This is a genomic window from Flavobacterium sp. CAU 1735, from assembly GCF_039888695.1.
GTDB lineage: Bacteria > Bacteroidota > Bacteroidia > Flavobacteriales > Flavobacteriaceae > Flavobacterium.
The window spans coordinates 1,411,157-1,437,285 of record NZ_JBDQQQ010000001.1 but is presented as its reverse complement, the minus strand read 5'-3'; the positions used below and the strand labels follow the sequence as shown (position 1 = coordinate 1,437,285).

The window sequence follows — 26,129 nt, the reverse complement described above, 5'->3', positions numbered from 1 at the left end:
CTATGGATATCAATGCAATAAAAAATGTAGCGATCTACCCGGCTATCGGTGTGGCGCGCGTCGGAAATTCAAAAGAATATTATCTGGCTTCCGATTTACCGGGCGTGACTCCCGTAGCGGAAGGCGGTTTTAAAGATAACGACAACCTGTTTAAAAAGCAGGTGCCGCGATTCCGTATTTATGCCCTGGGCGAAAATAACGAACCGCTGTTTGAAATCAATACCGATACTGAAAATGCCAATATCGAATGGCGTGTACACGTGGCCAACCGAAAAGCAGCCTGGTATCAGTTTAACAATGCCCTGGATTTGGGCAAATACAGCATTCCGAGTACCAAACGTAACGGTGCTGTTCCCGATCCGGATCGGAATCAACTGGTGATCGATCCCGGACCGCGAACCATTAGCGGAAAAAACATATCCGGACCAAAATACCACTTTGACTCCGGGAAATTTTACGATAAAAAAGTGTCTCTGGGCGAAATCCGTACCGACGATAAAGGACGTTTGTTGTTTTTTGGCGGTGATGGAAAAAGCGAATCCCGATTGGGTATCAAAGCCATAACTTTTGCGAATAACGACGACTGGCACGACGATACGTCCGACGGAACCGTACGCGCTAAAGTTACCATTGGCGACAAAACCTTCGAAGCCAAACCGGCAGTTGTGGTGTGTACACCGCCCAACTTCGGTCAGGGTTTATTCCCGGTGGTCAGCATGCTCGATGTGGTTAACGATCTGTACATCCGCGAAGGCTGGTTACCTCCTAAAAAGAAAGTTCGTTTTTATAATGATATCTATCCGATATTGTCCCGTATGAGTAGTACGCAATGGGTAAACGAAGGCTTTTTTATGTTATTTGGTACCAATTCACCAAGCGACTTCGAAAATCCGGAGTTTATTGCCAAACTCGACAGTCCGGATCCGGCCTATGAAGCCGAACGCAGACGAGTATTCGAATGGTTCCGCGACCGGAATTCGACGGTTTACGAACCGGCCAAAATTCCACCGCACTATGGTGATTTATTTGGCGACTACGTGAATCTTCCCGCTGTAGATCTGGCGGTTACCGATACGCAATACGATATGCTTCGCCGTTGGGCTGAAGGGGATTTCGAAACCGGTGAACCCCGAAAACCGGTTGTTTTTGACGAATTACCGGTACCGGCACAAGTAATGGCCTTATTAAAAGCACCATTGGAAGAATGCTTGGGCGGGCCGTTCCACCCGGGAATCGAAATTACATGGCCATTCCGTCATCTGATGATGTGGAGTGAACCGTATCGTTTAAAAGTCCTACCGGAAGATACCGGTGTCCGCGACGATTACGGTGGTATGCTAACCTCCGAAATCGCACTGTCGCCTAACGGTCCATTGGACGGAAGTGGTCCGGGATCCGTAACCCGTTGGTTGGGTGTGCCGTGGCAAACCGACGAAGCGAGTTGTCTTTCCGGATACGATGTAACCTTATACCTGCCGTTACCGTCGTTCTGGTCGGTTAGGGTTCCGAATACCGTACTTTCGAAAGATAGTTTTGATCGTTTGAATGTTTCTACAACCAACGACGGTCAAAAATTAAAGCATTTTTCCTATCGTGTGGACTGGATGCGTGATTTTACCACGACCTATGTGACCCGTATTAACAATATGGTTGCCAAATGGCATCAACTGGGCATCATTACCAAGCATGATCTGGAAAATCCGTCCCAATTCCTTCCGGAAGCCTTATGGGTGGAAACCCATCGCGAAGGACCAACTGGTGTTGATCCGACACTGGTACAGGTACGCCATGCCGAACAAGATCCGATTCTTACCGCCAAAGGATTAATGGCGGAAGAAGCACCACGTGAAAGTCAACCGTTAAAACGTCACGAATTATAAAAAACAGATATTACATACCCGTTGTTATTGTTGGAGCTGGCCCGGCCGGATTGGCCGCAGCATTGACCTTACAAAAAGAATCCGTAACCTGTGCCGTTATCGACTATCGTCGGGAAAACGTTTTTAAACCTGGGGAATCATTAGCTCCAGGTGCCAACTTTATCCTGGACAAACTCGGACTTCACAAGATAGCGGCTTCCGGTTTTCACAATGCGTATGTGGGTAATAACGTTGTGTGGGGTGGTACTACGCCTCACCAACGTTATTTTCTAAACGAACCCTATGGTAACGGATTGCATCTAAACCGTGTGGTATTTGAAAATCAGTTACTCGAAACAGCCGTTGAACGTAAGATTACCTTATTCCTTACCTATCAGATCAAAGAAATTACCGAAACGCCGGATAAGATCCTTTTGGAATGTTTTTCCCCTTCGGGCGATTTTACCACAATCGAAGCCGATTTTATACTCGATTGCAGCGGAAGAGCCGGTATCGTGGCAAAAAAATCCGGTGTAAAAAGAACCGCGCTGGACAATCTGGTTTCCTATCATTTTATGATCACACAACCTGAAACCGTTTTAAAAGGAATGACCTATATCGAATCCGTTGCGGATGGTTGGTGGTATATGGCGCCTGTTAACGATGGCAAAATGGTTGTCAACTTTATGTCCGACAGCGACCTGCATCAGGTCAAATCGGAACTACTCCAAGACTGGTTACGACAAAAAATACGGCAAACGCAACATTTTTCAGCACTTATACCGGAAAATGCTTTTGACACGTTGGTTCATTCCGGAATCAAAACCGCTTCTACTTCCCTATTGGACGTTCCCGGCGGTAACCGATGGATGGCTGCCGGCGATGCTTTGTGCTCGTATGATCCGCTGACCTCATTTGGTATTACCAATGCGCTAACCGGCGGTTATGCCGCAGCCAAAGCCATTACCGGTTTACTAAACGGTGACGGAACAGCTGCTACCGATTATTTGTCCAAACAAATGGCACTTTTCAATAAATCGGTTGTCATGTTACAAAACCAATACCGACAGGAACAACGTTGGGCCGATTTGCCGTTCTGGAAACGACGTCATTAAATTGGTTGCAATAATTTCCTACAACTGGGATAATTTAAAAAAAAGATTATATTTGTTTCTGTTAAACGTAAATACCCATATATGGAATCCGAAAACACGATTGTAGCCTACGCTTCCGAACTGGAAAGAGCAACTTTCTACAAAAAAACCTATCTACACGTGGCTATAGCTATTTTGGCCTTTATCGTTGTGGAAACAATTTTAATTCACACCGTTCCTATGGAATGGATTGCTGCCATGTTTGGCGGAAAATTCGTATGGTTGTTTATCATCGGACTTTTCTGGTTGGGAACTACCCTATCTGAAAAAATGAGTTTTAACCCATCGCGTGAAAAACAATATTTAGGACTGGGTTTATATGTAATTCTGGAAGCGATTATTTTCCTTCCGATGATTGTGATTGCCGTAGCAATGACCAATAGTGCCGAATTGATCACACAAGCAGCAATCATTACTCTGTTTATGTTTTCGGGATTGACCGCTGTGGTATTTTTTACCCGAACTGATTTCTCGTTCCTTCGAACAGCGATCATTATCGGTGGTTTTATTTCGTTGGGATTAATTGTTGCCGGTGCTTTATTCGGGTTTAACCTGGGATTGTGGTTTTCTGTTGGAATGGTAATTTTAGCCTCTGCTAGTATCCTATATCAGACACATCAAATTAAAAATCAGTACGGTACACAACAATATGTAGGTGCTGCATTACAATTATTTTCATCTGTAATGCTTTTATTTTGGTATGTATTACGTATCCTGATGAGCCGAAGAAACTAATCATCTTACTATTTATACTAAAAAAGACTGCTTATTCTGGCAGTCTTTTTTTTTGATCGTATCGTACCTTTTACCTGTTGTTTTATAATGCTAATGGTAGTCGTATGGCTTCCCATTCGGTTCGTTTGGTTTCAAAACTTTTACCGGCATTTGCAGGACTTGTCGATGGCAATACCTGTAAATGATAGGCTTTGGTTGTTTTTACATATTTTTTAAAATATGCCGCTGCTTTTTGTCCGTTAAAGAAAATATGTGTGATTTCGGGATGTTTTTCTAAAAAATCATTAAAATCATTAGGCACTTCCTGTTCGATCGCACTATCCAGACTTCCTTCTCTTTTACAAGCCTGCAATACGTCCCAAAGAGCGACTTTATTTTGTAACAACAATGCTTTTTTGGTGGCATAATCATTAGAAAAAGGGACTTCAAAAATGGTAAATAGCAACTTCCAAAAATGATTCCGGGCATTGCCATAATACTCTTCCGCCATTAAAGACGCAACACCGGGCATGGTTCCTAAAATTAGTATCCGGGCGTTGGTTTCCGATACGGAAGGAAAAGAATAAATGAGCATGGACATTATTTTTAAAAAGATTCCTATTGCAAAGTAGCAACAATCCGTCAAAATTCAAAAAGGATTTGCGTAATCGCCTTAAAAAAAAGTCCGGTTTTACTAATGTTTTCAGCCTTTTCGGAAGACAAAAATAAAATTGTAACCGTTGCTTTAGCGGTTGGTGTTAAAGCGGTTATCCCTCCTTTACTTTATCTTAAAAATTATCTTGTTAAAGTATTCTAACTTACCCGCGATATTATTTGTTTTTTTAGTGTCAAAAATCTAATTTTGAACGAATCAATCATTTGATATTAACTCAAAAAAGCCTGAATTATGAAATTACCTCTACAAGACATTCTGGATGGGATCCGTGAGTGGAACAAAGTCCGTAAAGACCGTGAATTAGCAACTTTCTATTTAAGTACCGCTCGTTATTTCTCTTTTGAATGTGCCGACAAAGGGACTTCGAAATACCTACATGCGTATCCGGGTATCTACGAGAACCAACTATATTTCTTTTTAATCCCTTCGGAATTTGATTCCCCGGATTCGAAAGCTGTTGCCGATATCGATGCGCATATTAATGCTACACAGGTACACATTGGAGTTGGTAACGGAGGACAGGAGCTTCCTGAAAAAGAAGCACAAGAGCGAATTGACAACTGGGATAATAATGTAAGAGAATGGGTTTCGGTACAAATCGATGCACCGGAAGGTATTTTCCAGGCTTTTGCTATCCCAACCGATTATATTAAAGAAAAAGTAGCGATCCCTTATGATGCGGATTTTGCACTTAGAGCCAGTACTGCAGCCGTTTCCGGATATGTAGCCGATTTGGTTATCGTGGATAGAGAACTTAAAAAATCGGTGTACTATGATACGGTACGTCCGGTTCCGCCATTTGCTCCTTTGGAAGGTGATTTCTATTTATTACAATTGGCCGAAAACTAATATATGACGTTTTATCAGTTTCTGGACTATCTGACGTATTTATCGCCGGCGCTATTGCTCACCGGGATTGGGATTGGTATGTATCGCTACAAATCGCTCGCCCTTTCTCATAAAATGCTGTTGCTTTATATCAGTGTGGCACTCTGCACGGATCTAAGCAGCCGCCTTTACGGTCATTTATTCGGAAATAACCTGATATTCATCATTTTGTTCAGTTTATTAGAACTGATCATTTTTGCAATTTTATACCAGTTCTGCTTTTTTGAAAAGAAAAGCAGAACTCTTTTTTCGCTTACGCTTGTCGCCAGTGGATTTATTGTTTGGGAGCTTTTTTCGTTACGAACCATTTCTCCACAACAATTCCAGTCCTATTCGAAAGTAATGGATGCCTTTGTGATCATATTATTAGCACTGGCCTATTTTTTCCAGAAAGTTGGAAAATACAAAACCACACAAAAGGAAGAATTACGGCTCAATGCGGCCATTTTAGTCTTTTTTTCACTGCATCTTTTGTTTTTTCTGCCGATTAACTTCCTTATTAATGTAAGTTCCGGGCTTAAGTTTTATTTTTGGACCGCCAATCTGGTGCTCACGCTTATCTTTTATGCCTTTATAAACTGGGAAATATGGAAAAATGGATAGAACCCAAAACCATTATGTTATGGATTATCATTGCAATTACAGTGGTTTCCATACTGGTTTTTTCTTTTATACGTCTTGCCTATCTCAACTTTAAGCAAATGGCTGAAGCCCAACTGGAAGAATCCCGCTTAAAACTGGAACATCAGAAAAAACTACTCGAAAACGGTATTTTGGTTCAGGAACAGGAACGTACGCGTATTGCAGCCGATTTGCACGATTCGCTTATCGGAAAACTCACTTCCTTAAAATTAAAACACCAACTGGATTATAATCATGACGAAATGGACCATTTATTAAGAGAAAGCATAGCCGATGCGCGAAGAATTTCCCACGATTTGAGTCCACCTATGTTAGAATTCATATCTTTGTGTGAATTAATTGACGGAATTATTACCCCCTGGAAAAAAAACATTGCGGTCGATTTTTATCATGATGTACGCACAGATGTTGCGCTACCCAATAGTATTAAAATTCAGTTTACCCGTGTTTTACAGGAATTGATTACCAATATTTACAAACATGCCGGTGCCTCCGTAATTACCGTTCACCTGCGACAAACCGACCGATTGCTTTGCCTTTTGGTAAAAGATGACGGTAAAGGTTTTGACCCGAATCAGAATAAAAAAGGACTCGGTTTACAAAACATTGAACTACGGATGCTTTACCTTAACGGAAAACATAGTATCAAACCGCTCCGCAAAGGAACCTCGGCCTTACTATTATTAGAATATAAAGACCTGATATGAGTACCATTCGAATTGCCATAACAGACGATGATGGTTTAATTGTAAAACTACTGGAAAACTTCCTGAGCATGCAGCCGGGATTTGAAGTGATCTACACCGCCGAAAGTGGTGATGTTTTGTTGTCGCATCTCGAAAGAGCTACCGAATTGCCCGATGTCTTATTACTGGATTTGAAAATGAAAGGAATGGACGGTATTGAAGTAACGCGCCATCTTAAAACGCATTTTCCGGATATCAAGGTGATTATCGTATCGTCGCATTACCAGCGATCGTTTATGAATTTTATGCTAAAAACCGGTGCTTCGGCCTTTCTTCCAAAAGGAGTTTCCCCTATTTTACTGGCCGAAATTATTCCGACTGTACATCAGAAAGGGATCTTTTTTATGGAAGATCAAATGGAAGCCATTCGGGAACAGGCGGCATCCAAAACAAATCAAAAGTCAATTTTTGACAATGGCACTGAGCTTTCGAAACGCGAAATCGATGTATTACGCCTGATCAGTCAACAGAAAACAGCAAAAGAAATTGGTGATGCGCTTTTTATTACGGCCCGAACCGTAGAAGGTCATAAAAACAATCTTTTTGTTAAAACCGGTGCCAAAAACATAGCCGGACTGGTTATTTATGCTATTCAGAATAACATCATCAGTGTGGAAGAGCTTCCAATGATTTAATCTATTCATCTGAAAAACAGGTAATTTTATCCATACAACGTTACAAAATTATTCCGAACTTTGAGATACAGGTCCCAAACCTATCTCAAACTTAATTTGTAACATTATGGAAAGTATTCAATTCGGATTGGCCAACAATTACGATAGTGGCCGCTATAATTCGGTTGCAACCAACGAACAGATCAGTATCGAAGTACACAATTCGGAAAGCTCCGGAAAAATGTGGTACCATATTGGTTTGATCAATAAAGCAACCATCGAATGGGGCAAAAGCACTCCTTATAGCGACGGGTTTTTTCCGTCGGTTGCACTTAACAATAAAAACATTGTAGTCGAAGTACACGAAACCAGTAACGTCCTTACGCATTCGATGTATGCTAAAGTCGGACTTGTAAACGGTTCCACCATCGAATGGTGGGGAAAAGATGAAAAATATGATACCGGCGTCCAACCCAACATCGCGATAAACGATTATGGTGTACTGGTGGAAGTACATAAATCGCAATCGCATGATGTCCTTTATTACCGTGTTGGAAAACTCAATGGCAAAACCATTAGTTGGGGAAAGAGTCGCAGCTACGAAAAAGGCATTAAGCCTTCGGTTGCCATTACCAACTCCGGATGGGTTGTCGAAGTGCATCAATCCGAAAGTGCAGCTAAATTACACTACAGAGTGGGTCACATCAACGGTGATTCTATCAATTGGAGCAATAGTATTCCGTATCAGGATGGCATTAATCCGAGTATAGCAATTACCGATGACGGCCGTATTATCGAAGTACACGAATCGCAGGGTATATCAGGACTATGGCAAATGTCCGGTGTGATAAACGGTACGGCAATCCTATGGTCGGAAGCAACAAACTTCGATTCCGGTTCGACTCCGAAAGCCGCGATTTCATCCAGCGGACAAGTTGCCGTACAGGTACATGCCAGCGAAGGACTTTCTTTTGGATTGTGGTATTCCCTGTCCCGATTAATGAATACCGCCGATTTCATGAGGGACTTACTACCCTTAACACAGGATCTTCCGTTTAAAAAAATGGTATTTCCGGCCAGTCACGATGCCGGAATGTACACCCATGGTTTGGAAACATTTGGCAAGACACAGGATCTCAACCTATATCAACAATTACAGGCCGGTGTGCGTTATTTTGACTTGCGACCGGATAAAAATCTGAATATTTATCATGGACTTGCCGGACCTTCGGTACAGGAAGTCTTAAATGACGTAAAGCTTTTTTATGAAGAAGGCCATCGCGAACTGGCTATCCTGAAATTTTCGCATTTCGATAAGTTTACATCTGCTATTTATGAGCAGCTAAAAACAATGATCAATGACACCATCGGGCCGTGGTTGTTTCGTTCGATTCCTGAGGGATACCAACGATTGGCCGATATTCCGATGGGAACTTATCTAAAAGACAAAGGACAAATCTTAGTAGTAATCGACGATAACTGGGCGGTAACCGATGAACCTAAAAACGGTTTCTGGGTATATCGTGACTGGCAGGATAGTACGGCAAATCTAGGCGATCTGACTGTTTTTGATATTTATTCCAATACGATGCGTTACAGTACCATGGAAACCGACCAGCTGCAAAAATTCAATGCTTTTAACGGGCAATGTTGTAGCAAGCAAAAAAATGACAGCTGGGAATGTCAGGAGTTTTCACAAACCCCTTGTGATCTTTTCTTGCTATCGTGGACGTTAACTCCGCCAACCGGCGTTTGGTTGTTCGCAAAAGAAGCCGATAGTAATCTTGGTCGGATTATGTCGTATCTGCAACCCAATACAAACGGTTATTTCCCAAATATCCTTTATCTCGATTATACGGAATATGCGCGTCCAACGTTTATAGCCGAATTGCTCACCAAAGTTTATAACAACATCACGCACAGATCGACCCTTCCTAAGGAAGTGAACGTGATGGCGGGTTAATTTCTATTTCATAAGCATGGAGGGAGTTTGGGTTATCTCCCTCCTTTTTTATGTCAATTTGCGCGCTGCTTTCCATTTGCGGATTCTTCCTCTGGCATTGGTATAGGGTGAAGCCGTATTGAATTGTATCATTCGGCCAAGCGTCCATTTTTCATACCAGCTTTGCTCGTAAAGTTCCGTATTTGTTTTACGTTCGATTAGTTCCAAAATCCGATCAACCGTTTGATCCAGTTGTTGAAGCAATGCAGTCCAATCAATCGGCTCGTAATCGCTATAGAATTTCTGCGCCAGTTTTCCCAATTCGTTCCACTTATAACCCGTTTCCGGGAAATCAACCCTTTCGCCGGCATCTTTTTTTTGATTCCATTGTAAAACCAGTTCGCTCCATCCTACCAGATATGCGACCAGGTTATGCAAACTCATTTGGGTTCCTTTGGCATGGCCTTCCAGTTCTACTATGATCGCAAGGTTTTCGGGGATTGTTATCAGTTCGTTTCTCAGTTTTCCATAATTGATTTGTATCGCACTAATCAAAGTTGTTTTATCTGTTGGTACCGCCATACTTTTCTCTTTTCTCTTTTCTCTTTTCTCTTTCAAATTTAATCATAAAACATAAAAAAACCTGTCAGGTTTTAAAGACCTGACAGGTTTAGCTGCATTCCTATATTTTGAGTATCGCTTATTTTACCGGTGTTCCATCCTGAATTTCTTCAGTAGCTTGTTTGATCAAAAGAATATCCGGTGTGATCGCTCCAAAAACCTCGATTTTATCTTCCAGGATGCGTCCTTTCTGAACCGGTAATCGGCTTGTTTTATGGTCTTTTACCGATACCACAAACGTTCCTTCACTCGAAGTAACCACAGCCGATTTTGGTACGACATAGGTACTGTCTTTTGCGGTTAACGGTAATTGTACTTCGGCAACCATACCCGGTAACAATTTGTTTCCGGTATTGATCACATCCATTTCAACCCGTTCCGAACGAAGTCGGCTATCCAATGCACCCGACATACGAGCAATGGTAGCTGAAAAATCCTGTCCCGGTAACGATTTTACCGTAAATTTTAAGGCTGCTCCGTTTTTCAGATAACCGGAATATTGCTCCGGAACATATACCGAAAGACGTAGCTTATTTTGTTGCTGAATGGTCATCAATGGTTGTTCCGAACCTTTTCCGGCCGGTCCAACATAGGCGCCGTGATTCACGTTACGCGTGGTCACAACACCGTCGAACGGAGCGCGGATTTGCAAATACCCCAATAAGGTCTGAATTTCACTATACGCCGCTTTTGCCGCCTGATATTGTGCAAAATCCGAGTTTTTACGCGCTTCCGCTACTTCCAGATCGTTACGGGAAACCGTCCCTTCTACCTTACTGGTTTCAAAAAGACGGTTGTAGGTGCTTTTACTTGCCGTATACACCGCTTCCTGCGATTTTAAACGGGATTGTGCCGCGGCTAACTGTGCGCTCAATTCCGGCGCTTCCAGTACCAGTAACAACTGACCTTTTTTAACTTCCGTTCCGATATCCGCTTTTAATTCTTTTACATAACTGCTCACTTTCGCATAAATATCAACCTGTTGGAAACCGGTGATTTCGGCTGGCATACGCAATTCGGTTGACAGTATTTCTTTTTTCGGTGCAAAAGTCTCCAATACTGGTGCCGCAGCTTCCGTTACCGGGTTCTCACTTTCCTTTGCTTTGGTCTGGCAACCTACCACTAAGGCTGCCGATCCTAAAAATGCAATTGCTTGTATTACTTTATTTCTCATCTGTTTGTTCTAATGCCGCTATATAATGTTTACTTTCTTTATCTTCCGGATCCAGAGATACCGATTGTGTTCCCGTTTTACCCATTACCCAGGCAAAAATAACCGGTAGGACGACCAATACTGTAAAAGTAGAAAATAAAAGTCCTCCAATTACTGCTCGTCCCAATGGGGAAACCTGTTCGCCGCTTTCGCCGTGTCCGATTGCCATTGGCAACATTCCGGCAATCATCGCGATACTGGTCATGATAATAGGACGCAATCGCAACGAAGCCGCTTCACGTGCCGAAACCAACGCATCGTTATTGTGTTTCCGCAATTGTTCCGCATTGGTGATCAATAACACGGCGTTGGCAATCGAAACCCCTACCGACATAATGATTCCCATATACGATTGCAGGTTTAAGGTCGATCCGGTTGCCAGTAATAGCAACAACGATCCTAAAACTACCGCCGGAACAGCTGTTAAAATAACCAGTGAAATACGGAACGACTGGAAGTTGGCCGATAACATTAGGAAGATCACGATTACCGCTACCAATAAGCCCGATTCCAAACTACCCATCGTTTCACTTAACACTTTCCCCAAACCGATCTGTTCGATAAACAAACCTCGTGGTAATTCACCCAACGACGTTATCGCTTGTTGTACATCTTTCGAAGCCGATCCCAAATCTGTATGATCAATATTTGCGGTGATCGAAATATACGGCATCGCACCTAAGTTATCGTTTTCACCATAGGTATACGACGGTGTAATCGTAGCCACATCGCTCAACACCGGACGGGCTGTATTTTTCAGCAACGGAATCTCCCCTATTTGCTTGATATCGGTCATTTTATCCAAAGGTACCTGAACCTGTACATTATACGATAATCCGGCCTTTTCATCGATCCAGGTATTCTTTTCGGTATAACGGGACGAGGAAGTCGAAGCAATCAGCGATCGGGAAATCTCGCCCATATCCACACCCAATTGCGCGGCACGAACCCGGTCGATATTGATATCCAATGCCGGATATTTGATGGGTTGTGCCAGTTGAATATCTCTAAAATACGGCTTCTGACGCAATTCGGCCATCAGTTTATTAGCGTATTCCTCATTCTTCTTTTTGTTTTTACCGGCAATACGCACTTCAATTGGCGTTGGCGATCCCTGACTCAATACTTTATCGGTCAATTCGATCGGTTCGAACGAAACGCTAACATCCGGTAATACTTTTTTCAAACGCTGACGGAATTCGTCTTTAAAATCATCCATATCGCGATGGTATTCTTTTAAAGCCACCTGAAATACCGCTTCGTGCGGACCGGCCATAAAAAGATAGATGGGCGATACTGAGAACAACGACGGGTGTTGCCCGACATAAACCGATGAAATCGAAACGTGCTCTTTTCCAACCAGTTTTTCCAGTTCGGCTAAGGCCACTTTGGCTTTTTCTTCGGTTCGCTCCAAACGCGTTCCGTCCGGTGCTTTTAATCGCATCTGGAACTGACTGGAATTTACTTTCGGGAATACATCCTGCCCGATTACATTTAGCAATAAAACAGCCAATGCCGTTACGCCAACCAGATATAGGATCGTGATTGGTTTTTTATATACAAACAAACGGTTGATCAACCTCATAAAACGATTGCGGAAACGTTCAAACGGGCTGATTTTTCCATCACCGTTAAAATCTTTTCGTTCCACCAGTATCTTTTTCTGATCCATCGTATCTCTTTCCGATTCCGGCGTTAAGCCTGAAGCCAGAAAAACCGCTTCGTCATCTGAAATATCCGCTGAATGCGGCACTTTCGCATGGTCTTTCATTAACCAGTTGGCCATGATCGGCACAAATGTCTGCGATAACAGGAACGATATGATCATCGAAAATCCAATTGATAACGCCAACGGAAGGAATAATGACCCCGGAATACCTTTCATTGTAAAAGCCGGCGCAAATACTGCCAGAATACACAATAAGATCAATAATTTCGGTAGTGCAATTTCCTTACAGGCATCCCATATCGCGAGTGCCTTGGGTTTGCCCATATCGAGATGCTGGTGGATGTTTTCGATCGTAACCGTACTCTCATCAACCAAAATACCGATAGCCAATGCCAATCCGCTCAACGACATCAGGTTGATCGTTTGTCCGAATAATTTCAGGAATAAAACCCCGGAAATAATCGAAATCGGAATGGTAAGAATTACAATTAACGCCGCCCGACGGTCGCCCAGGAATAACAATACCATCAATCCGGTTAATACCGCTCCGATGATTCCTTCGGTAATCAAACTTTTAACGGAGTTGATCACATAAACCGACTGGTCAAATTCATAGGATAACTTTACATCTTCCGGTAGCGTACTCTGGATTTTAGGCAACTCGGCTTTTAACTTTTGTACCACATCCCAGGTCGAAGCATCACCGGCCTTAGCAATACTCACATATACCGAACGTTTTCCATTAACCAAAGCATAACCGGCCGTAATATCGGCTCCGTCTTTTACAGTCGCTACATCGCCCAGATACAGGTTTTGTACGCCGCCTTTAAACAACGGAATCTTTTCAAAATCTTTAATCTCTTTAATCGTATTATTCGTCGGCGTAATATAGTTTTTATCGCCCACGCGAACGTTTCCGGACGGTGCTGTCTGATTATTAAGTCGGATCGCTTCTACAATCTGATCGGGTGTCAGGTTATGCGAACGCAATAAATCCGGATCGACGTTAACTTCAACGGTTCTTGGGCTACCTCCAAACGGCGGTGGCGACAATAGTCCGGGAATCGACGTAAACGAAGCCCGTACGTAAACGTTGGCCAAATCCTGCAACTCGTTATTCGAACGGGTCGCACTACTCAATACCAATTGCCCGACCGGTAAGGACGAAGCGTCAAAACGGATGATAAACGGCGGTTGCGATCCCGGTGGGAAAGCCGCCTGAATCCGGTTGGAAAGCGCACTTAATTCGGCCGCAGCCTGTGCCATATTCGTATCTTCATAATACGAAATTTTCATTAAGGTAAGCCCTTGTATATTCTTTGTTTCTATTGATTTAACGCCATTCGCAAACAACATGATGTTGACGTAGTTTTTGGCAAAATAGGACTCCATCTGGTTGGGCGTATATCCTCCAAACGGGTGCGCCAGGTAAATCACCGGCAGGTTCATTTTTGGAAGAATATCGACCTTGATGCTTTTAACAGCACCGATTCCAAAGATGATCAATCCCATTACCAAAACGATAATCGAAATCGGTTTACGAAGTGCAAAACGTATTAAATTCATCTTTTACGGGTTATAATTCATTAATAAATAAGTTGAAATCACCGGTTGCTGCTGCTTTTAACAACAACGATTGCCATACGTTTACATGAACAATATCACGGTCGGTTTCCGCTCGGTTTAGCGTATATAGGGTTTGGGTAACATCCACCAGATTCGTCAGTCCGTTTTTGTAGAGTGTCATTTTCTGCAAATACGCCTGAGCAGCAGCTTTTACCTGTTTAGGCGCTTCTTTATCGCTTTCATAGGCCAGTTGTATTTTAACATCGGCTGCATCCGACTGTGCTTTAAACTGCTGTTCCATCACCTTATATTCGTCTTCCAAAGCTTCGGAAGTAAATTTCTGCGCGCTGACTTTTTTAGCGGTACGCACCAAGGTCGTCAGGTTCCAGCTTACACCCACGCCAAAAAGGTAATTCTGACGGGTCGGATCTACCCCATCCCAATAGTTATGGGTAAACGAAGATTGATCAACTGCATAGTCCGAATTAAATCCCGAAGCACGGGTTTGGTATACCCCAAACAAACTAAATGTCGGGTAATATTCTTTCCGAAATAAGCGTAATTGTTGGGCGCCATATTCCATCCGACTCTTATAAAATTGTAACACCGGATTGGATTCAATACCTAAAGCTTCACTTTTACCAATTACATTTGGAGACTTGATTACCAAAGCAGTATCTACTTTAATATCAGAAATTTCTATTCCCATTAAAGTGATCAGTTTGTTATTCTGTTCCTTTACCTGATCTTTCACCTGGTTCAGGGCGATACGCGCGCGCGATACTTCCGCAGAAGCCAATGTAGAATCGACTCCCGGCAACAATCCGTTTTTAACCCGCGCGGCAGCCAGTTTTAAAAACACCTCTGCCCGTTCCAGATTTTTCTTTTGGGAGATCTCCAATCGCTGACTCGCCAACAGGTTTAGGTAGGCCGCAGAAATGCGAATTTTATGCTGAAATTGTTCCTGTTCGGAATCTTTTTGCAAACGATCGGCATCTGCTTTAGACAAAGCGATCTTTTGTCGGATACGACCGAAACTATAAAAATCCCAGTTCATGTTCACCAGATACAAGGCGCCGAAAGCAGCGTTCCAGTTTTGTTCCGGCAAGGGTAATCCCGACGAAGCGACTCCCAGACCTCCAAAACCATACAGCGGACCATTTTGTCCGTTTACGGTTCCGTAGTCCTGTTGCGCGGCCAGTGTCAGGTTGGGCAAATAATCCCTTTTGTTTTGTTTGACGGTTTCCTGTCCCGCCAAAGCATACTTTTCTTTGGCTTTAAGTGTGCCGTAGTTAGCCATCCCTTGATCAATGGCATCTTTCAGGGTGAGCGACTGGGAGAACGCTCCTGAAAAACACATTAAAAGCGACAGCAATGGCAATTTTCGTACTATCATTATTGTGGTAAGGTTTTTTAACAACGCGAAGCTACGACACATTCCGCAGCAGCGCCTATGAAAAATGATTAATTCGCTATAAAAAATGACCAATTCAATTGATCATTTAACTTCCCGGTTTATTCGTTTTTTTATACTTATTTTGTACGCTATATATCTGAAATGAGTATGAGGAAGATCTTAGAGAACAAGTGGCTACAGGAATTCGCAATTCTTGTCTTTTCGTTTGTTCTTTTCACATTAAACGACTGGATTTTAATTTTAAGCTGGAAAGGCTTTTGGATGGGTATCGTATATTTTTTACTCCTATACGGTCATGCCCAGATCAACCGCTTTTTTCTACTGCCCATTCTACTAAAAAAACACCAACCACTAACCTATATTTTATTTTCAATTATCTTAATAATACTATTTTCAGTAATATTACATGAAGTATCCATTGAAGTTATTTATAAGAATTGTTTCCTGTATAAAACCTCCATGCAAAAGACCTATCACTTCCAATTGGGAACCTTGGTCGGTACCTTAATTTGCATCTTGGGAAGTATCCAGTTAATCGAACATTACCGCGATCAGAAAAAGAAAACAAACAAAGAATTACTCTACAATCAGATCCAGTTAAATGCGCTAAAAGGACAATTAAATCCGCATTTTCTGTTTAATACGTTTAATACACTCTACGGCATTAGTCTGCAATATCCGGAACGGACTTCCGATATGATCATGCGGGTTTCCCAATTGTTGCGCTACCAGGTTGAAAATTCACAAAAAGAATACGTCTCCCTTGAAGATGAAATCGACTTTATTTCCAGCTATATCGAACTGGAAAAAGAACGCGTGGGTTACCGTTGTGAAATCGAGTTCGATTATAAAACCGATGTCGATTCCAACTATATGATCGCGCCGATGTTGTTGATTCCATTTGTGGAAAACACCTTTAAACACGGCACCTGTGCGATCGAAAATTGCTTTGTAAAGATCAATCTTTCGGTAAATAATGGTAAATTACGTCTGGAAACGTTAAATTCGATTCCGGATAAAAAACGGAAAATCGTTTCCACCAAAATCGGATTAAGCAATGCAACGGAACGACTGCGTATACTTTATCCGAAAAAACACAACCTGGAAATACAACAGGAAGCCAAACAATACCGTGTGTTACTCGAAATGGATTTATTATGATGATCACTCCAAAAAAATGTATTATTGTCGACGATGAACCGGCCGCGCATTATGTCCTGACAAACTATATCCGGCAAAATCCGCAACTGGAACTCGCTGCGCAATGCTATAACGGTATTGAAGCCTTGCATTATTTACGGGAAAACTCCGTAGATCTGATGTTTTTGGATATCGACATGCCGGAAATCACCGGACTGGAGTTATTGCAAACCCTGAAAAATCCACCAAAAACCATATTAACAACCGCCTATTCGGAATTTGCACTCGAAAGCTACGAATACGGTGTGATTGATTATCTATTAAAACCCATCTACTTTCCGCGTTTTCTAAAGTCAATCGAACGCTATCTTTCCTTGCAATTTATCGAAAAGGAAACGGCTACTCCAATTGCATTAAACGTAAAAGTAAACGGTAAAAATATCGACATCCGACTGGATGATATTCTATATGTCCAGAGTTACGGGAACTACGTTAAGATTTTTACCAAGACCAAAACCTTTGTAACCGCGATGACTACGAATCAATTGGTACAGGAATTACCATCGGATAAGTTTATGCGGGTACACAAATCGTATATCATTGCGATTCATAAAATCGATGTTCACGAAAAGGAACATATTGTGATCAACGAAGAGAAAATTCCATTGGGGATTACCTTCCGCCGCGAACTTAACGAACGCTTACGTCCCTTATCGTAATTCTTTCCTCTTTCCTCTTTCCTCTTTTTTCTCCTAAAAACAGGTGTTTGTACGTATACCCTGTTATTTTTCTTTCACTATTTTTGATACAGATCGATTTCCCACTATAAATCTTCTGTTTTTTTCAATTGTAACTTCATAACAACCAAACTGTTATAGAAGGTAGCTCTTTATACCTGTAAAGGAAACAAAAACAATCGCAACAAACATTTTTAAACTGTAACCAACAAACAACTCACATGGAAAAAACACTCAAGTCCGACATCTCGTCTAACAACGAGAACTCTCTTAACTTTGAAGATCGGTTTACCGAAGTGTGGAAACACTGTCAAAGAGGATTGGTATACCCATCGCCCTTTGCCATTTTTACAACTTTTTGGTTCCAAAAACGAGGCAATTGGCAAGCCAACAAACAACCAGACGGTAAACAACTGGTGGAGTATAAAAAAAAGTTTGCCGAAGTAATGGCAAATATCCGATCGGAAATCAACACCCACAAAGATCTGAAAGATCGCAACACCTCTGTTATTCTGGGGGTTTCATTTGAAAACTGGGCTAAAATCTGTGACGAAGAACACATACCGCATCCTAAAGGAATGACGTTACAATTTCCGGAACATAACGATCCTTATGTATCGAAAGTATTCAGGGCCTCAAACGGCGCCTTCGTAGATTCTAATGGCGATCTCTGGTTTCACATTAAGAGCGACAGCAAAGAAGCTTGTGAAATTGTGAATTCCTTATTAATAAAGGCTTTAGACAGTATTACAGAAGAGTATTATTCGCAGGAAGCCGCTTCCAAATCGAATGAAGCCGACGGTCATCGCGGTAAAGTACTAGGCTGTCGTTTCTCCGAAAACCTTAACAATCCTTCCGATCCGATTTCTATCGCAAAACATACGTTAATTGGTTGCGACGATATGGCGCATTTTGGAGGGTCTTTTGTATTGGCACAACGCTTCCTGATCAACTGGAATCAGATCAATATGATGACCGAAGATCAGATTGAAGATCTTATTGGTCGTAAAACAAACGATACGATTATTCCCGATCGCGATTCGCGTTCGCATATCAAATCGGCCAGAATTCAGGATGCGAATGGAAATACCACACCGGTATTGCGCCTCGGACTTCCGTTTGGAAGGGCAAAAAATCTGCAACACGGTAATTCCGGCTTCCGTTCACCGAAGTCAATTACGTTATCGGACGAGGAAGGAATCTATTTCGCTGGGTTTAGTAAAGAAATAGGAATTCTGGAAAATATCATGAGTAACCAGATCGGACCCGACAGTGGTTTTATGAACGACCGTTTGTTTAATCACCTGCGATCGGATCTGGGAGGTGTTTTCTATATTCCGAGTATCCAGGATCTGGGATTAGATGATGATAATGTAGCTAAAAAATACCGAAATGACTTCTCTTTTGCCAAAGAGAAAGACTGGTCACGTTTCCCGGGTGTCGACTGGACGCGTCTGGATCGTCATTACCAAAACGCTTCTAAAAACGGACTGATGTATTACAACCATCAGAATTTCCTGTTTACCATGTCTACCCGAATCGGGCTGCCGGAAGAACGGGAACGTTACTTTTCAATACCGACAAATCGTATTTTAAGCCTTCTGGAAAACATTTTCTCTCTTTGGCAGGACAACTGGTACTTTAACCGGAAACAGGAAGAAATTAAAGAGGATATTCGTTTTTATATTGATCGTTACAACGGAAGCGATAAACCGGCCAATATTATGGACGAATCCATTATGATTCGTAAAGGTTGGGCGATCCGTTTAAGTTTGCAATTGTTCAGTTCGGCCGACTACGGTTTTAGAGGGCGTAAGATCCGTCTTAAAGACGGTACGCTGGTTCCCTATTCTTCGTTCCGTGAAAGAGAAGGCGAAATTGTATACGGTTCGGATACATTCCGCATTTCTCCGGAAGAAATTATCGTAGGTGCCATGCCGAATTTATCTTTAGGCGAAGGCCGTTATGTGATGCGCTATCTATCGGATTCCGAACGTTTGGATGGCTTTCTAGCCAACCTGAGTGAGGCTTCCGGTGTAGGACACGTTATTCCGAATTATGAAAAAGCCTTAAAAAAAGGATTAAAAGTCATGATGGATGAGATTCTGGAATATGAAAAAAACACCACGGATACCGATAAAAAAGAATTATACCGTTCGGCCTATCTTTCCTTACAGGGAATCTCCGAATACTGTTTGAATTATGCCGAACTGGCACGTCAAACCGCTGCAAAAATGAGCGATGGCCAGGCCTGGGAAAAACAAAACCTGGAATCGATTGCCTATCGTATGACCAAATTGGCTACCCAAAAACCAGACTCGCTAATTGAAGCGGTACAATTTATCTTTACACTACATACTTGTTTACACCTCAATGGCGAACCAACCGCTATTGGTCGTATGGATCAGCTTTTACAACCTTACTACGACAGTAGCAATGAGTTCGAAAAAGCAGAAGCGCAGGAAGTTATCGATGCGTTCTATATTAAACTGGACGAGAAGATACAGCAAAACCGTATTTTTATGGAAGACCATCAGCCGTTTGGAAATCTGGCTATGGGTGGTGCTTCCGGGCCGTATCCGCAAGGGGCTTCTCTGGGGCAATGGATCCAGCAAATTACCGTTGGTGGTACCAAAGTCAATGGTAATCCTGTTTTTGAAGAAACAGAACCGGCTTATAACCATATGACGCGTTTGTTTATACACGCTTCCGGACGATTACCGCTTAATGCGCCTTGTTTATCGTTACGAACCCGTAAAGATATGCCGAGGGAAATTTTGGAAGATGCTGCTCATGCGCTGCTTTCCGGTGGGGCGCATCCGATTCTTTTAAATGACGAAAAAATAATTAAAGGACTTCATCACAGCGGTGATGGCGTTGGTGGAAAACTGGGAACCGAAACCAAAAAATGGAACTCAAATGTAACCGTGGAATCGGCTCAGAATTATGCCTGCGATGGCTGTTACGAACCGCAATTCCCGGGTGAAAACTGGTTCTCACTGGGCGGATTTTCTACCTTACAACCATTGGAATGCGCACTGAACCAGGGACGTACGTATTCATCGGCCGGAGAATCCTATTTATTTGGTCAGGTAGTTTCGTTAAATTCCAAACCGGCTGATCAAATCAAATCGTTTAAGGAACTGGTCGACATTTACTTCCAACATTTCGAATGGCTCAACCGTAAAGCTTTTAACGGTCAATTAATGGGATATGGCGCGAATACCAAATTCTGTCCATCTCCTATTCTTAACGTTCTGATGGATGACTGTCTTGCCAGAGGACTTGATTTTTATAGCGGCGGAACCAAATACAATATTTACGGGCCTTGTTACATCTCGTTAAGTGCAGCGATTAATTCGCTATATGCAATTAAAACAATGGTTTTTGACGATAAAAATGCGGTTACTACATTACCGGAATTACTGGAATGTCTGTGCTGCGATTGGGGGCATAAAATGACCGAACCGTTTATTAGTGATCTGGCCGGAGAATCGCGCATTGCGTCTCGTTCCGATCGTTTTAAACGTCTGAGAGAAATCGCTCTGGCACAACCGCGCTACGGACGAGGGGATGCCGATATTGATGCCTTTGGAAATGAGATTGTAGAGGGTATTGCCCGTCGATCGATCGCAACTTTTACCGAACCTTGGCCGCAATTGTATGAAACCATGAAAAATATGGCAACCCGATATGGAACGGAAAAGTTTCCTTTCGGACTTCAAATTCAGCCGGGTGTCGGAACTTTCGAAAACCACGTGGAAATGGGAGCCTGGAATGGCGCCAGTGCAGACGGTCGTCGTTTGGGAACTACCGTAGCCTCCGATCTTAGTTCGATGCCAAGTCCTGCCGATTTACCAATCGAACATCAATATGCCGGGTTTGAAGAATCGCTGGCTGGTTTTGACGGTATCGGTGCCGAGTTGATGTGCGATGGTGCTCCTACCGATTATAATATCGACGAAGACTTCCCGGCCGAAAAACTGATTCAGGTGATGCAACAATTTGCCAACGGACAATCGTCAAACATTTTGACCATTACCGTAGCCAATCCGGATACTTTTGCCGATGCAGTAGGTTCGCCGGAACAATACGACCTGCTTCGCGTGCGTACCGGAGGTTGGACAAACTTCTTTACTTCGGTGTTCCCTACTATTCAGGATCAGCACCGTCGCCGACCGGTTTCGACACCTGTAGAGGTTCAAAAAGAGAAAAAAATGGCAAGGGGCTGCCCTTTCCATCAACAAATAGAAGAAGTAGAACAAGACGAATAACGTTCTATATTAAAATTTGGGAAAAACACCTCGGAAAATTCCGGGGTGTTTTGTTTTAAAGCTGTTTATCGTCTGCAGAAATCTATTATTTTTGTAGTACAATTACCTTAGTATGACCCAATACGACCTTTTACGCCAGCATATCGCTTCCATTTGTCCGCTTTCGGATAGCGAATGGGACTATGTAGCCCAACATTTTACATTTCGAAAACTGCGCAAACACCAATTTCTGGTTCAAAAAGGCGAAATGGTTCCCTGCGAATTCTGGATCATTAAAGGCTTGGTCAAAACCTATGCGATCGATTGCGACGGAAAAGAACATATCCTGCAGTTCGCCATGGAAGAATACTGGACCAGCGATTTTCACGCCTTTCAAAATCAGGTTCCCGCCTGTATGTATATGGATTGTATCGAAGATTCGGAATTTTTCTGTCTGAAACTGGAAGACCGGGAAAAAATCTGTCATGAGATTCCAGCGATGGCGAATTTTTTCAGAATCAAAGCCAATTATGGCTATATCGCGCTGCAACAACGTATTATGTCATTACTAACGGAAACCGCAGAGGAACGGTATAATAACCTGATCAAAAAATTACCCCGACTCATTCAGCGCGTTCCTAAAAAACTACTGGCCTCCTATTTGGGCGTAACCCGCGAAACCCTTAGCCGACTCAAAAGCTAAACGGTGTGATCTACCTCACAAAAAAACGGTGACCTAACTCCTCGCCTGGCGTTTCCCCTATTCGGACATTTGTACTGTTCCTTATGACACTACAAATATGACCGTTCAAAGTTGTTTTACCCGATGTTTTTACAAGTTACTGTGTACTAATTATTATTAGTTCCGATCGTTTTATGCCCGGTTTAAAACCGGATGTATAGGATCAAACATAATAGTAATAAATCACCTGTTACCCGTTTGCGGTAACCCAAACTTATGAAAACAATTCAAAACAATACCGCTGCTATCACAGCACCTTCGAAATCTAAAAAACTTCCGGCCGCATTATGGGCCTTAACCATCAGTGCCTTTGGGATTGGTACTACCGAATTTGTAATCGTCGGTCTCTTACCCACTGTTGCCAACGATTTAAAAACCTCCATTTCCTCCGCCGGTCTGCTTGTAAGCCTCTATGCTTTGGGTGTAGCCGTAGGAGCGCCTATATTAACGGCTTTAACCAGTCGTATCGATCGCAAAAAATTATTGTTAGGCGTTATGGTACTTTTTATTATTGGTAACGGACTGGCTTCCATTGCGCCTTCTTTTATCACATTAGTCCTCGCCCGAATCCTAACCGGATTTGCACATGGTGTTTTCTTTTCGATTGGAGCGACTATAGCCGCCAGCCTGGTTCCCGAAGACAAACGCGCCAGTGCGATCGCAATTATGTTTGCCGGATTAACCGTAGCCATCGTTACCGGCGTTCCCTTAGGAACCTATATCGGACAACATTTCGGATGGCGTGCTACCTTTATCGGTGTAGCGGCCTTGGGAATCATCGGGCTTATCGCCAGTAGTCTTTTAATTCCGGATACCCTACAAAAAAGCAAACCCTTACAATTAAAAGATCAGTTAAAGGTGCTTAAAAACCCATCGATACTATTGGTGTTAGCGATTACCGCTTTGGGCTATGGCGGCACTTTTGTAAGCTTTACCTATATGGCACCGCTATTGGAAAGCATTTCCGGTTTTTCGGCCGATGCAACCAGCTTATTACTATTGATCTACGGAATTGCCATTGCCTTAGGAAATGTAATCGGCGGAAAAGTAGCCAATCAAAAACCGATTAAAGCACTGATGATCATGTTTGTTCTACAAGCCTTGGTATTACTGGTTTTATCTTTTACTGTCTTTAATCAGATAGCTGCCGTAATCACCTTGTTTGCGATGGGCATTCTGGCCTTTTCGAATGTTCCCGGCTTACAACTTTACGTGGTGCAAATGGCCGAAAAATACCTGCCGGGAACCGAAGATGTCGCTTCAGCACTGAATATTGCGGCTTTTAATGTCGGAATCGCTATCGGTGCCTTTATCGGCGGGCATGTAGTCGAATCGTCATTAGGCATTCAATCCACGCCCTGGGTTGGGGCGGTATTGGTTGCCATCGGATTTTTAGTAACACTTATCAGTTATAAACGCGAAAAAAACAATTGATCATGGAAACGATTTGTACGATTCACATTCCCGGAAAAATGACCATCGGATTGGAATTTCCACTTGATAACGACTGGTCCCTGGAAGGCGAGAAAAAACGCAACCTTTCCGGACGTCCGTTTGGCATTCCGGATATCAGTCGGCATACGGAATACATTCAATTGGCGGATCAACTCGGTTATTCCGCTCTTTGGATGCGCGAAGTTCCGGTGTACGATCCCGGTTTCGGCGATGGTGCTCAACTTTTTGATACGATAGCTTATCTGGGTTATATCGCCGGAATCACCAAATCCATTACCCTTGGAACCGCTGCTATCGTCTTACCGCTACACGATCCGTTACAACTGGCTAAAGCGGTTGCATCTATCGAAAATTTATCCGGAAGTCGGTTTCTGTTTGGTGTCGGTCTTGGCGATCGCCCGGTGGAGTTTCCGTTGTTCGGATATGATTTTGAAACCCGGGCCGAACGTTTCCGCCACAACCATGCTATAATCGAAGAAGCCTGGAAAACGCAAAGCGGACTCAGCCAGTATTATGAAAACCTGAATAACACTATTCAGGTATTTCCAAAACCGGAAAATCCGATTCCATGGATTATTGCCGGACGTGCGCAACAAAGTATGGACTGGATTGCCCAAAATATGCAGGGTTGGTTTAATTATCCGCGTCCGTTAGCCGAAACCGCAAACCAGATTATCGACTGGCGGAATGTGCTTTACGACAACAATCAGGCTTCGAAACCCTATATCACAGCTTTCCACCTCAACCTTTTGTCCGATGACGACGCCCCATTTCGTCCCCATCGTTTTGGAGGAGCGGTAGGAATCAATGGCTTGTTACCGTTGCTCAAATCCTACGAAGAAATCGGTGTAAATCATATGGCCTTGCATCTTCGAAAATCGGAAACACCAGTCAAAGAAGCAATCGAACGTATTGCCACAACTATTTTACCTCATTTTAATTATAAAGAACACGATTATGCTATTTAAAAAACATACCCTCGGAAATATCGAATTACAAAACCGTATTGTAATGCCGCCAATGACTCGCTCCCGTGCTGCCAAAGGCGAAGTGGCCACTCCACTTATGGCCGAATATTACGAACAGCGAAGTTCCGCCGGACTTATCATTTCCGAAGGGACTCAGATTAGTCAACAAGGACAGGGATACGCCTGGACACCCGGAATTTATACTCCGGAGCAAATTGCCGGATGGAAACTGACTACCGATGCCGTACATCGCAAAAACGGAATTATTTTCGCCCAGTTATGGCATGTTGGACGGGTGTCCCATACTGCTTTGCAAAAAAATAATGACGCTCCAGTTTCGTCCAGTGAACTGGTAGCCGATGGCGTAAAAGTGTTTGTCGATCTCGAAAATCGCGGGCCGGAAAATGGCGTGGGCGAAATGGTACAACACTCCAGACCAAGAGCACTTACCCAAAACGAAATTCAGGAGATTGTATCCGATTATGCCAAAGCGGCTCAAAATGCAATGGCAGCCGGATTTGACGGTATCGAACTCCATGCGGCCAATGGCTATCTGATCAACCAATTTATCGACTCACAGGCTAACAACCGAACCGATATTTATGGCGTTTCTCTTGAAAACCGACTGCGATTTCTAAAAGAGGTTGTTCAGGCAATTTCGGATGCAATCGGTAATGAAAAAGTTGGCGTTCGACTAGCGCCATTAACAACGCTTCAGGGTACCATTGACAATAATCCCGTGGAAACCTATACCGAAGCCATCAAACTTTTAGATCGTCTGAAAGTAGCCTATGTTCACATAGCCGAAGCCGATTGGGAGGATGCGCCGGTGATGGAACGTTCGTTTAAAGACAGTATCCGGGCCAATTTTTCCGGAACCTTGATTTATTCCGGGAAATATACCAAAACCCGAGCCGAAGAAGCCTTACAGGAAGGCTGGACGGATCTGATTGGTTTTGGCAGACCATTTATTGCCAACCCGGATCTTCCCTACCGATTGGAAAACAATTTACCGCTTAACGAGCCGAAACGCGATTTCTTTTTTGGAGGCGGTGTTACCGGTTATACCGACTATCCTTTTTATCCAATAACAACAAATACACTTAAATAACA

The 26,129-nt window shown here is 42.9% G+C and carries 20 protein-coding genes; 15 read left to right on the top strand and 5 right to left on the bottom strand.

The window, feature by feature from the left end; all coding sequences use genetic code 11:
• Positions 1 to 2 precede the first annotated feature (2 nt).
• The 3 genes from AAFN64_RS06855 to AAFN64_RS06845 all read left to right on the top strand — a co-directional run bounded on the left by AAFN64_RS06855 (position 3) and on the right by AAFN64_RS06845 (position 3,748).
• Complete coding sequence (locus AAFN64_RS06855) at positions 3 to 1,880, top strand: LodA/GoxA family CTQ-dependent oxidase (protein WP_347759813.1); 1,878 nt, start codon at positions 3 to 5, stop codon at positions 1,878 to 1,880.
• Positions 1,874 to 2,974, top strand: coding sequence for an FAD-dependent monooxygenase (locus tag AAFN64_RS06850; RefSeq protein ID WP_347759915.1), 1,101 nt, complete (start codon positions 1,874 to 1,876; stop codon positions 2,972 to 2,974). Before AAFN64_RS06855 ends, AAFN64_RS06850 begins: the two co-directional genes overlap by 7 nt.
• An 81-nt stretch (positions 2,975 to 3,055) precedes the next feature.
• Positions 3,056 to 3,748 carry a Bax inhibitor-1 family protein gene (locus tag AAFN64_RS06845; protein ID WP_300485631.1) on the top strand — a complete coding sequence of 231 codons (693 nt, stop codon included), beginning with the start codon at positions 3,056 to 3,058 and terminating at the stop codon, positions 3,746 to 3,748.
• Between the two features lie 82 nt (positions 3,749 to 3,830).
• Here AAFN64_RS06845 and AAFN64_RS06840 read toward each other — a convergent pair whose 3' ends face one another.
• Positions 3,831 to 4,322: a DNA-deoxyinosine glycosylase gene (locus tag AAFN64_RS06840; protein WP_300485633.1), complete on the bottom strand. Its 492-nt coding sequence runs from the start codon at positions 4,320 to 4,322 to the stop codon at positions 3,831 to 3,833.
• Positions 4,323 to 4,634: 312 nt separating this feature from the next.
• Between AAFN64_RS06840 and AAFN64_RS06835 the strand changes: the two genes are divergently transcribed.
• From AAFN64_RS06835 to AAFN64_RS06815, 5 genes are all read left to right on the top strand, one after another.
• A complete protein-coding gene (locus AAFN64_RS06835; protein ID WP_300485635.1) occupies positions 4,635 to 5,252 on the top strand; it encodes a hypothetical protein in 618 nt (205 codons plus the stop codon).
• 3 nt (positions 5,253 to 5,255) lie between these two features.
• On the top strand, positions 5,256 to 5,894 hold the full coding sequence (locus AAFN64_RS06830) for a hypothetical protein (RefSeq protein ID WP_300485637.1): 639 nt from the start codon (positions 5,256 to 5,258) through the stop codon (positions 5,892 to 5,894).
• Positions 5,879 to 6,640, top strand: coding sequence for a histidine kinase (locus tag AAFN64_RS06825; RefSeq protein WP_347759811.1), 762 nt, complete (start codon positions 5,879 to 5,881; stop codon positions 6,638 to 6,640). Before AAFN64_RS06830 ends, AAFN64_RS06825 begins: the two co-directional genes overlap by 16 nt.
• Positions 6,637 to 7,314, top strand: coding sequence for a response regulator transcription factor (locus AAFN64_RS06820; RefSeq protein WP_300485641.1), 678 nt, complete (start codon positions 6,637 to 6,639; stop codon positions 7,312 to 7,314). The genes AAFN64_RS06825 and AAFN64_RS06820 overlap by 4 nt, the downstream gene beginning before the upstream one ends.
• A 106-nt stretch (positions 7,315 to 7,420) precedes the next feature.
• Positions 7,421 to 9,256 (top strand): hypothetical protein, encoded by a 1,836-nt coding sequence (locus AAFN64_RS06815; RefSeq protein ID WP_347759809.1) that lies wholly within the window; start codon positions 7,421 to 7,423, stop codon positions 9,254 to 9,256.
• Between the two features lie 48 nt (positions 9,257 to 9,304).
• Here AAFN64_RS06815 and AAFN64_RS06810 read toward each other — a convergent pair whose 3' ends face one another.
• The 4 genes from AAFN64_RS06810 to AAFN64_RS06795 all read right to left on the bottom strand — a co-directional run bounded on the left by AAFN64_RS06810 (position 9,305) and on the right by AAFN64_RS06795 (position 15,700).
• On the bottom strand, positions 9,305 to 9,817 hold the full coding sequence (locus tag AAFN64_RS06810; protein ID WP_347759808.1) for a ClbS/DfsB family four-helix bundle protein: 513 nt from the start codon (positions 9,815 to 9,817) through the stop codon (positions 9,305 to 9,307).
• 118 nt (positions 9,818 to 9,935) lie between these two features.
• Positions 9,936 to 11,030, bottom strand: a complete 1,095-nt coding sequence (locus tag AAFN64_RS06805) for an efflux RND transporter periplasmic adaptor subunit (protein ID WP_347759806.1) — start codon at positions 11,028 to 11,030, stop codon at positions 9,936 to 9,938.
• The gene (locus AAFN64_RS06800; RefSeq protein WP_347759804.1) at positions 11,020 to 14,304 is read right to left on the bottom strand and encodes an efflux RND transporter permease subunit; all 3,285 of its coding nucleotides are present in this window, start codon (positions 14,302 to 14,304) and stop codon (positions 11,020 to 11,022) included. The genes AAFN64_RS06805 and AAFN64_RS06800 overlap by 11 nt, the downstream gene beginning before the upstream one ends.
• A 10-nt stretch (positions 14,305 to 14,314) precedes the next feature.
• Complete coding sequence (locus tag AAFN64_RS06795) at positions 14,315 to 15,700, bottom strand: TolC family protein (RefSeq protein ID WP_347759802.1); 1,386 nt, start codon at positions 15,698 to 15,700, stop codon at positions 14,315 to 14,317.
• Between the two features lie 168 nt (positions 15,701 to 15,868).
• On the opposite strand from AAFN64_RS06795, the gene AAFN64_RS06790 reads away from it, so the two are divergent.
• The 7 genes from AAFN64_RS06790 (at position 15,869) to AAFN64_RS06760 (ending at position 26,127) form a co-directional block, all read left to right on the top strand.
• Complete coding sequence (locus tag AAFN64_RS06790; protein WP_347759801.1) at positions 15,869 to 16,882, top strand: histidine kinase; 1,014 nt, start codon at positions 15,869 to 15,871, stop codon at positions 16,880 to 16,882.
• Positions 16,879 to 17,580: a LytTR family DNA-binding domain-containing protein gene (locus AAFN64_RS06785; protein ID WP_347759799.1), complete on the top strand. Its 702-nt coding sequence runs from the start codon at positions 16,879 to 16,881 to the stop codon at positions 17,578 to 17,580. The genes AAFN64_RS06790 and AAFN64_RS06785 overlap by 4 nt, the downstream gene beginning before the upstream one ends.
• Before the next feature lie 239 nt (positions 17,581 to 17,819).
• Entirely contained in the window at positions 17,820 to 21,872 is a 4,053-nt protein-coding gene (locus tag AAFN64_RS06780) for a Dyp-type peroxidase (RefSeq protein WP_347759798.1), read from the top strand.
• A 112-nt stretch (positions 21,873 to 21,984) separates the two neighbouring features.
• Positions 21,985 to 22,554, top strand: a complete 570-nt coding sequence (locus AAFN64_RS06775; protein ID WP_300490735.1) for a Crp/Fnr family transcriptional regulator — start codon at positions 21,985 to 21,987, stop codon at positions 22,552 to 22,554.
• Positions 22,555 to 22,809: 255 nt separating this feature from the next.
• Complete coding sequence (locus AAFN64_RS06770) at positions 22,810 to 24,027, top strand: MFS transporter (protein WP_347759797.1); 1,218 nt, start codon at positions 22,810 to 22,812, stop codon at positions 24,025 to 24,027.
• 2 nt (positions 24,028 to 24,029) lie between these two features.
• Positions 24,030 to 25,016 (top strand): TIGR03571 family LLM class oxidoreductase, encoded by a 987-nt coding sequence (locus AAFN64_RS06765; protein ID WP_347759795.1) that lies wholly within the window; start codon positions 24,030 to 24,032, stop codon positions 25,014 to 25,016.
• Entirely contained in the window at positions 25,006 to 26,127 is a 1,122-nt protein-coding gene (locus AAFN64_RS06760) for an alkene reductase (protein ID WP_347759793.1), read from the top strand. Before AAFN64_RS06765 ends, AAFN64_RS06760 begins: the two co-directional genes overlap by 11 nt.
• Positions 26,128 to 26,129: the final 2 nt, after the last annotated feature.

Bases quoted from the DNA above. Each gene is read 5' to 3' on its own strand.
- AAFN64_RS06855 (WP_347759813.1), top strand. From the start codon at position 3: ATGGATATCAATGCAATAAAAAATGTAGCGATCTACCCGGCTATCGGT.
- AAFN64_RS06845 (WP_300485631.1), top strand. From the start codon at position 3,056: ATGGAATCCGAAAACACGATTGTAGCCTACGCTTCCGAACTGGAAAGA.
- AAFN64_RS06840 (WP_300485633.1), bottom strand. From the start codon at position 4,322: ATGCTCATTTATTCTTTTCCTTCCGTATCGGAAACCAACGCCCGGATA.
- AAFN64_RS06835 (WP_300485635.1), top strand. From the start codon at position 4,635: ATGAAATTACCTCTACAAGACATTCTGGATGGGATCCGTGAGTGGAAC.
- AAFN64_RS06830 (WP_300485637.1), top strand. From the start codon at position 5,256: ATGACGTTTTATCAGTTTCTGGACTATCTGACGTATTTATCGCCGGCG.
- AAFN64_RS06825 (WP_347759811.1), top strand. From the start codon at position 5,879: ATGGAAAAATGGATAGAACCCAAAACCATTATGTTATGGATTATCATT.
- AAFN64_RS06820 (WP_300485641.1), top strand. From the start codon at position 6,637: ATGAGTACCATTCGAATTGCCATAACAGACGATGATGGTTTAATTGTA.
- AAFN64_RS06815 (WP_347759809.1), top strand. From the start codon at position 7,421: ATGGAAAGTATTCAATTCGGATTGGCCAACAATTACGATAGTGGCCGC.
- AAFN64_RS06810 (WP_347759808.1), bottom strand. From the start codon at position 9,817: ATGGCGGTACCAACAGATAAAACAACTTTGATTAGTGCGATACAAATC.
- AAFN64_RS06805 (WP_347759806.1), bottom strand. From the start codon at position 11,030: ATGAGAAATAAAGTAATACAAGCAATTGCATTTTTAGGATCGGCAGCC.
- AAFN64_RS06800 (WP_347759804.1), bottom strand. From the start codon at position 14,304: ATGAATTTAATACGTTTTGCACTTCGTAAACCGATTTCGATTATCGTT.
- AAFN64_RS06795 (WP_347759802.1), bottom strand. From the start codon at position 15,700: ATGATAGTACGAAAATTGCCATTGCTGTCGCTTTTAATGTGTTTTTCA.
- AAFN64_RS06790 (WP_347759801.1), top strand. From the start codon at position 15,869: ATGAGGAAGATCTTAGAGAACAAGTGGCTACAGGAATTCGCAATTCTT.
- AAFN64_RS06785 (WP_347759799.1), top strand. From the start codon at position 16,879: ATGATGATCACTCCAAAAAAATGTATTATTGTCGACGATGAACCGGCC.
- AAFN64_RS06780 (WP_347759798.1), top strand. From the start codon at position 17,820: ATGGAAAAAACACTCAAGTCCGACATCTCGTCTAACAACGAGAACTCT.
- AAFN64_RS06775 (WP_300490735.1), top strand. From the start codon at position 21,985: ATGACCCAATACGACCTTTTACGCCAGCATATCGCTTCCATTTGTCCG.
- AAFN64_RS06770 (WP_347759797.1), top strand. From the start codon at position 22,810: ATGAAAACAATTCAAAACAATACCGCTGCTATCACAGCACCTTCGAAA.
- AAFN64_RS06765 (WP_347759795.1), top strand. From the start codon at position 24,030: ATGGAAACGATTTGTACGATTCACATTCCCGGAAAAATGACCATCGGA.
- AAFN64_RS06760 (WP_347759793.1), top strand. From the start codon at position 25,006: ATGCTATTTAAAAAACATACCCTCGGAAATATCGAATTACAAAACCGT.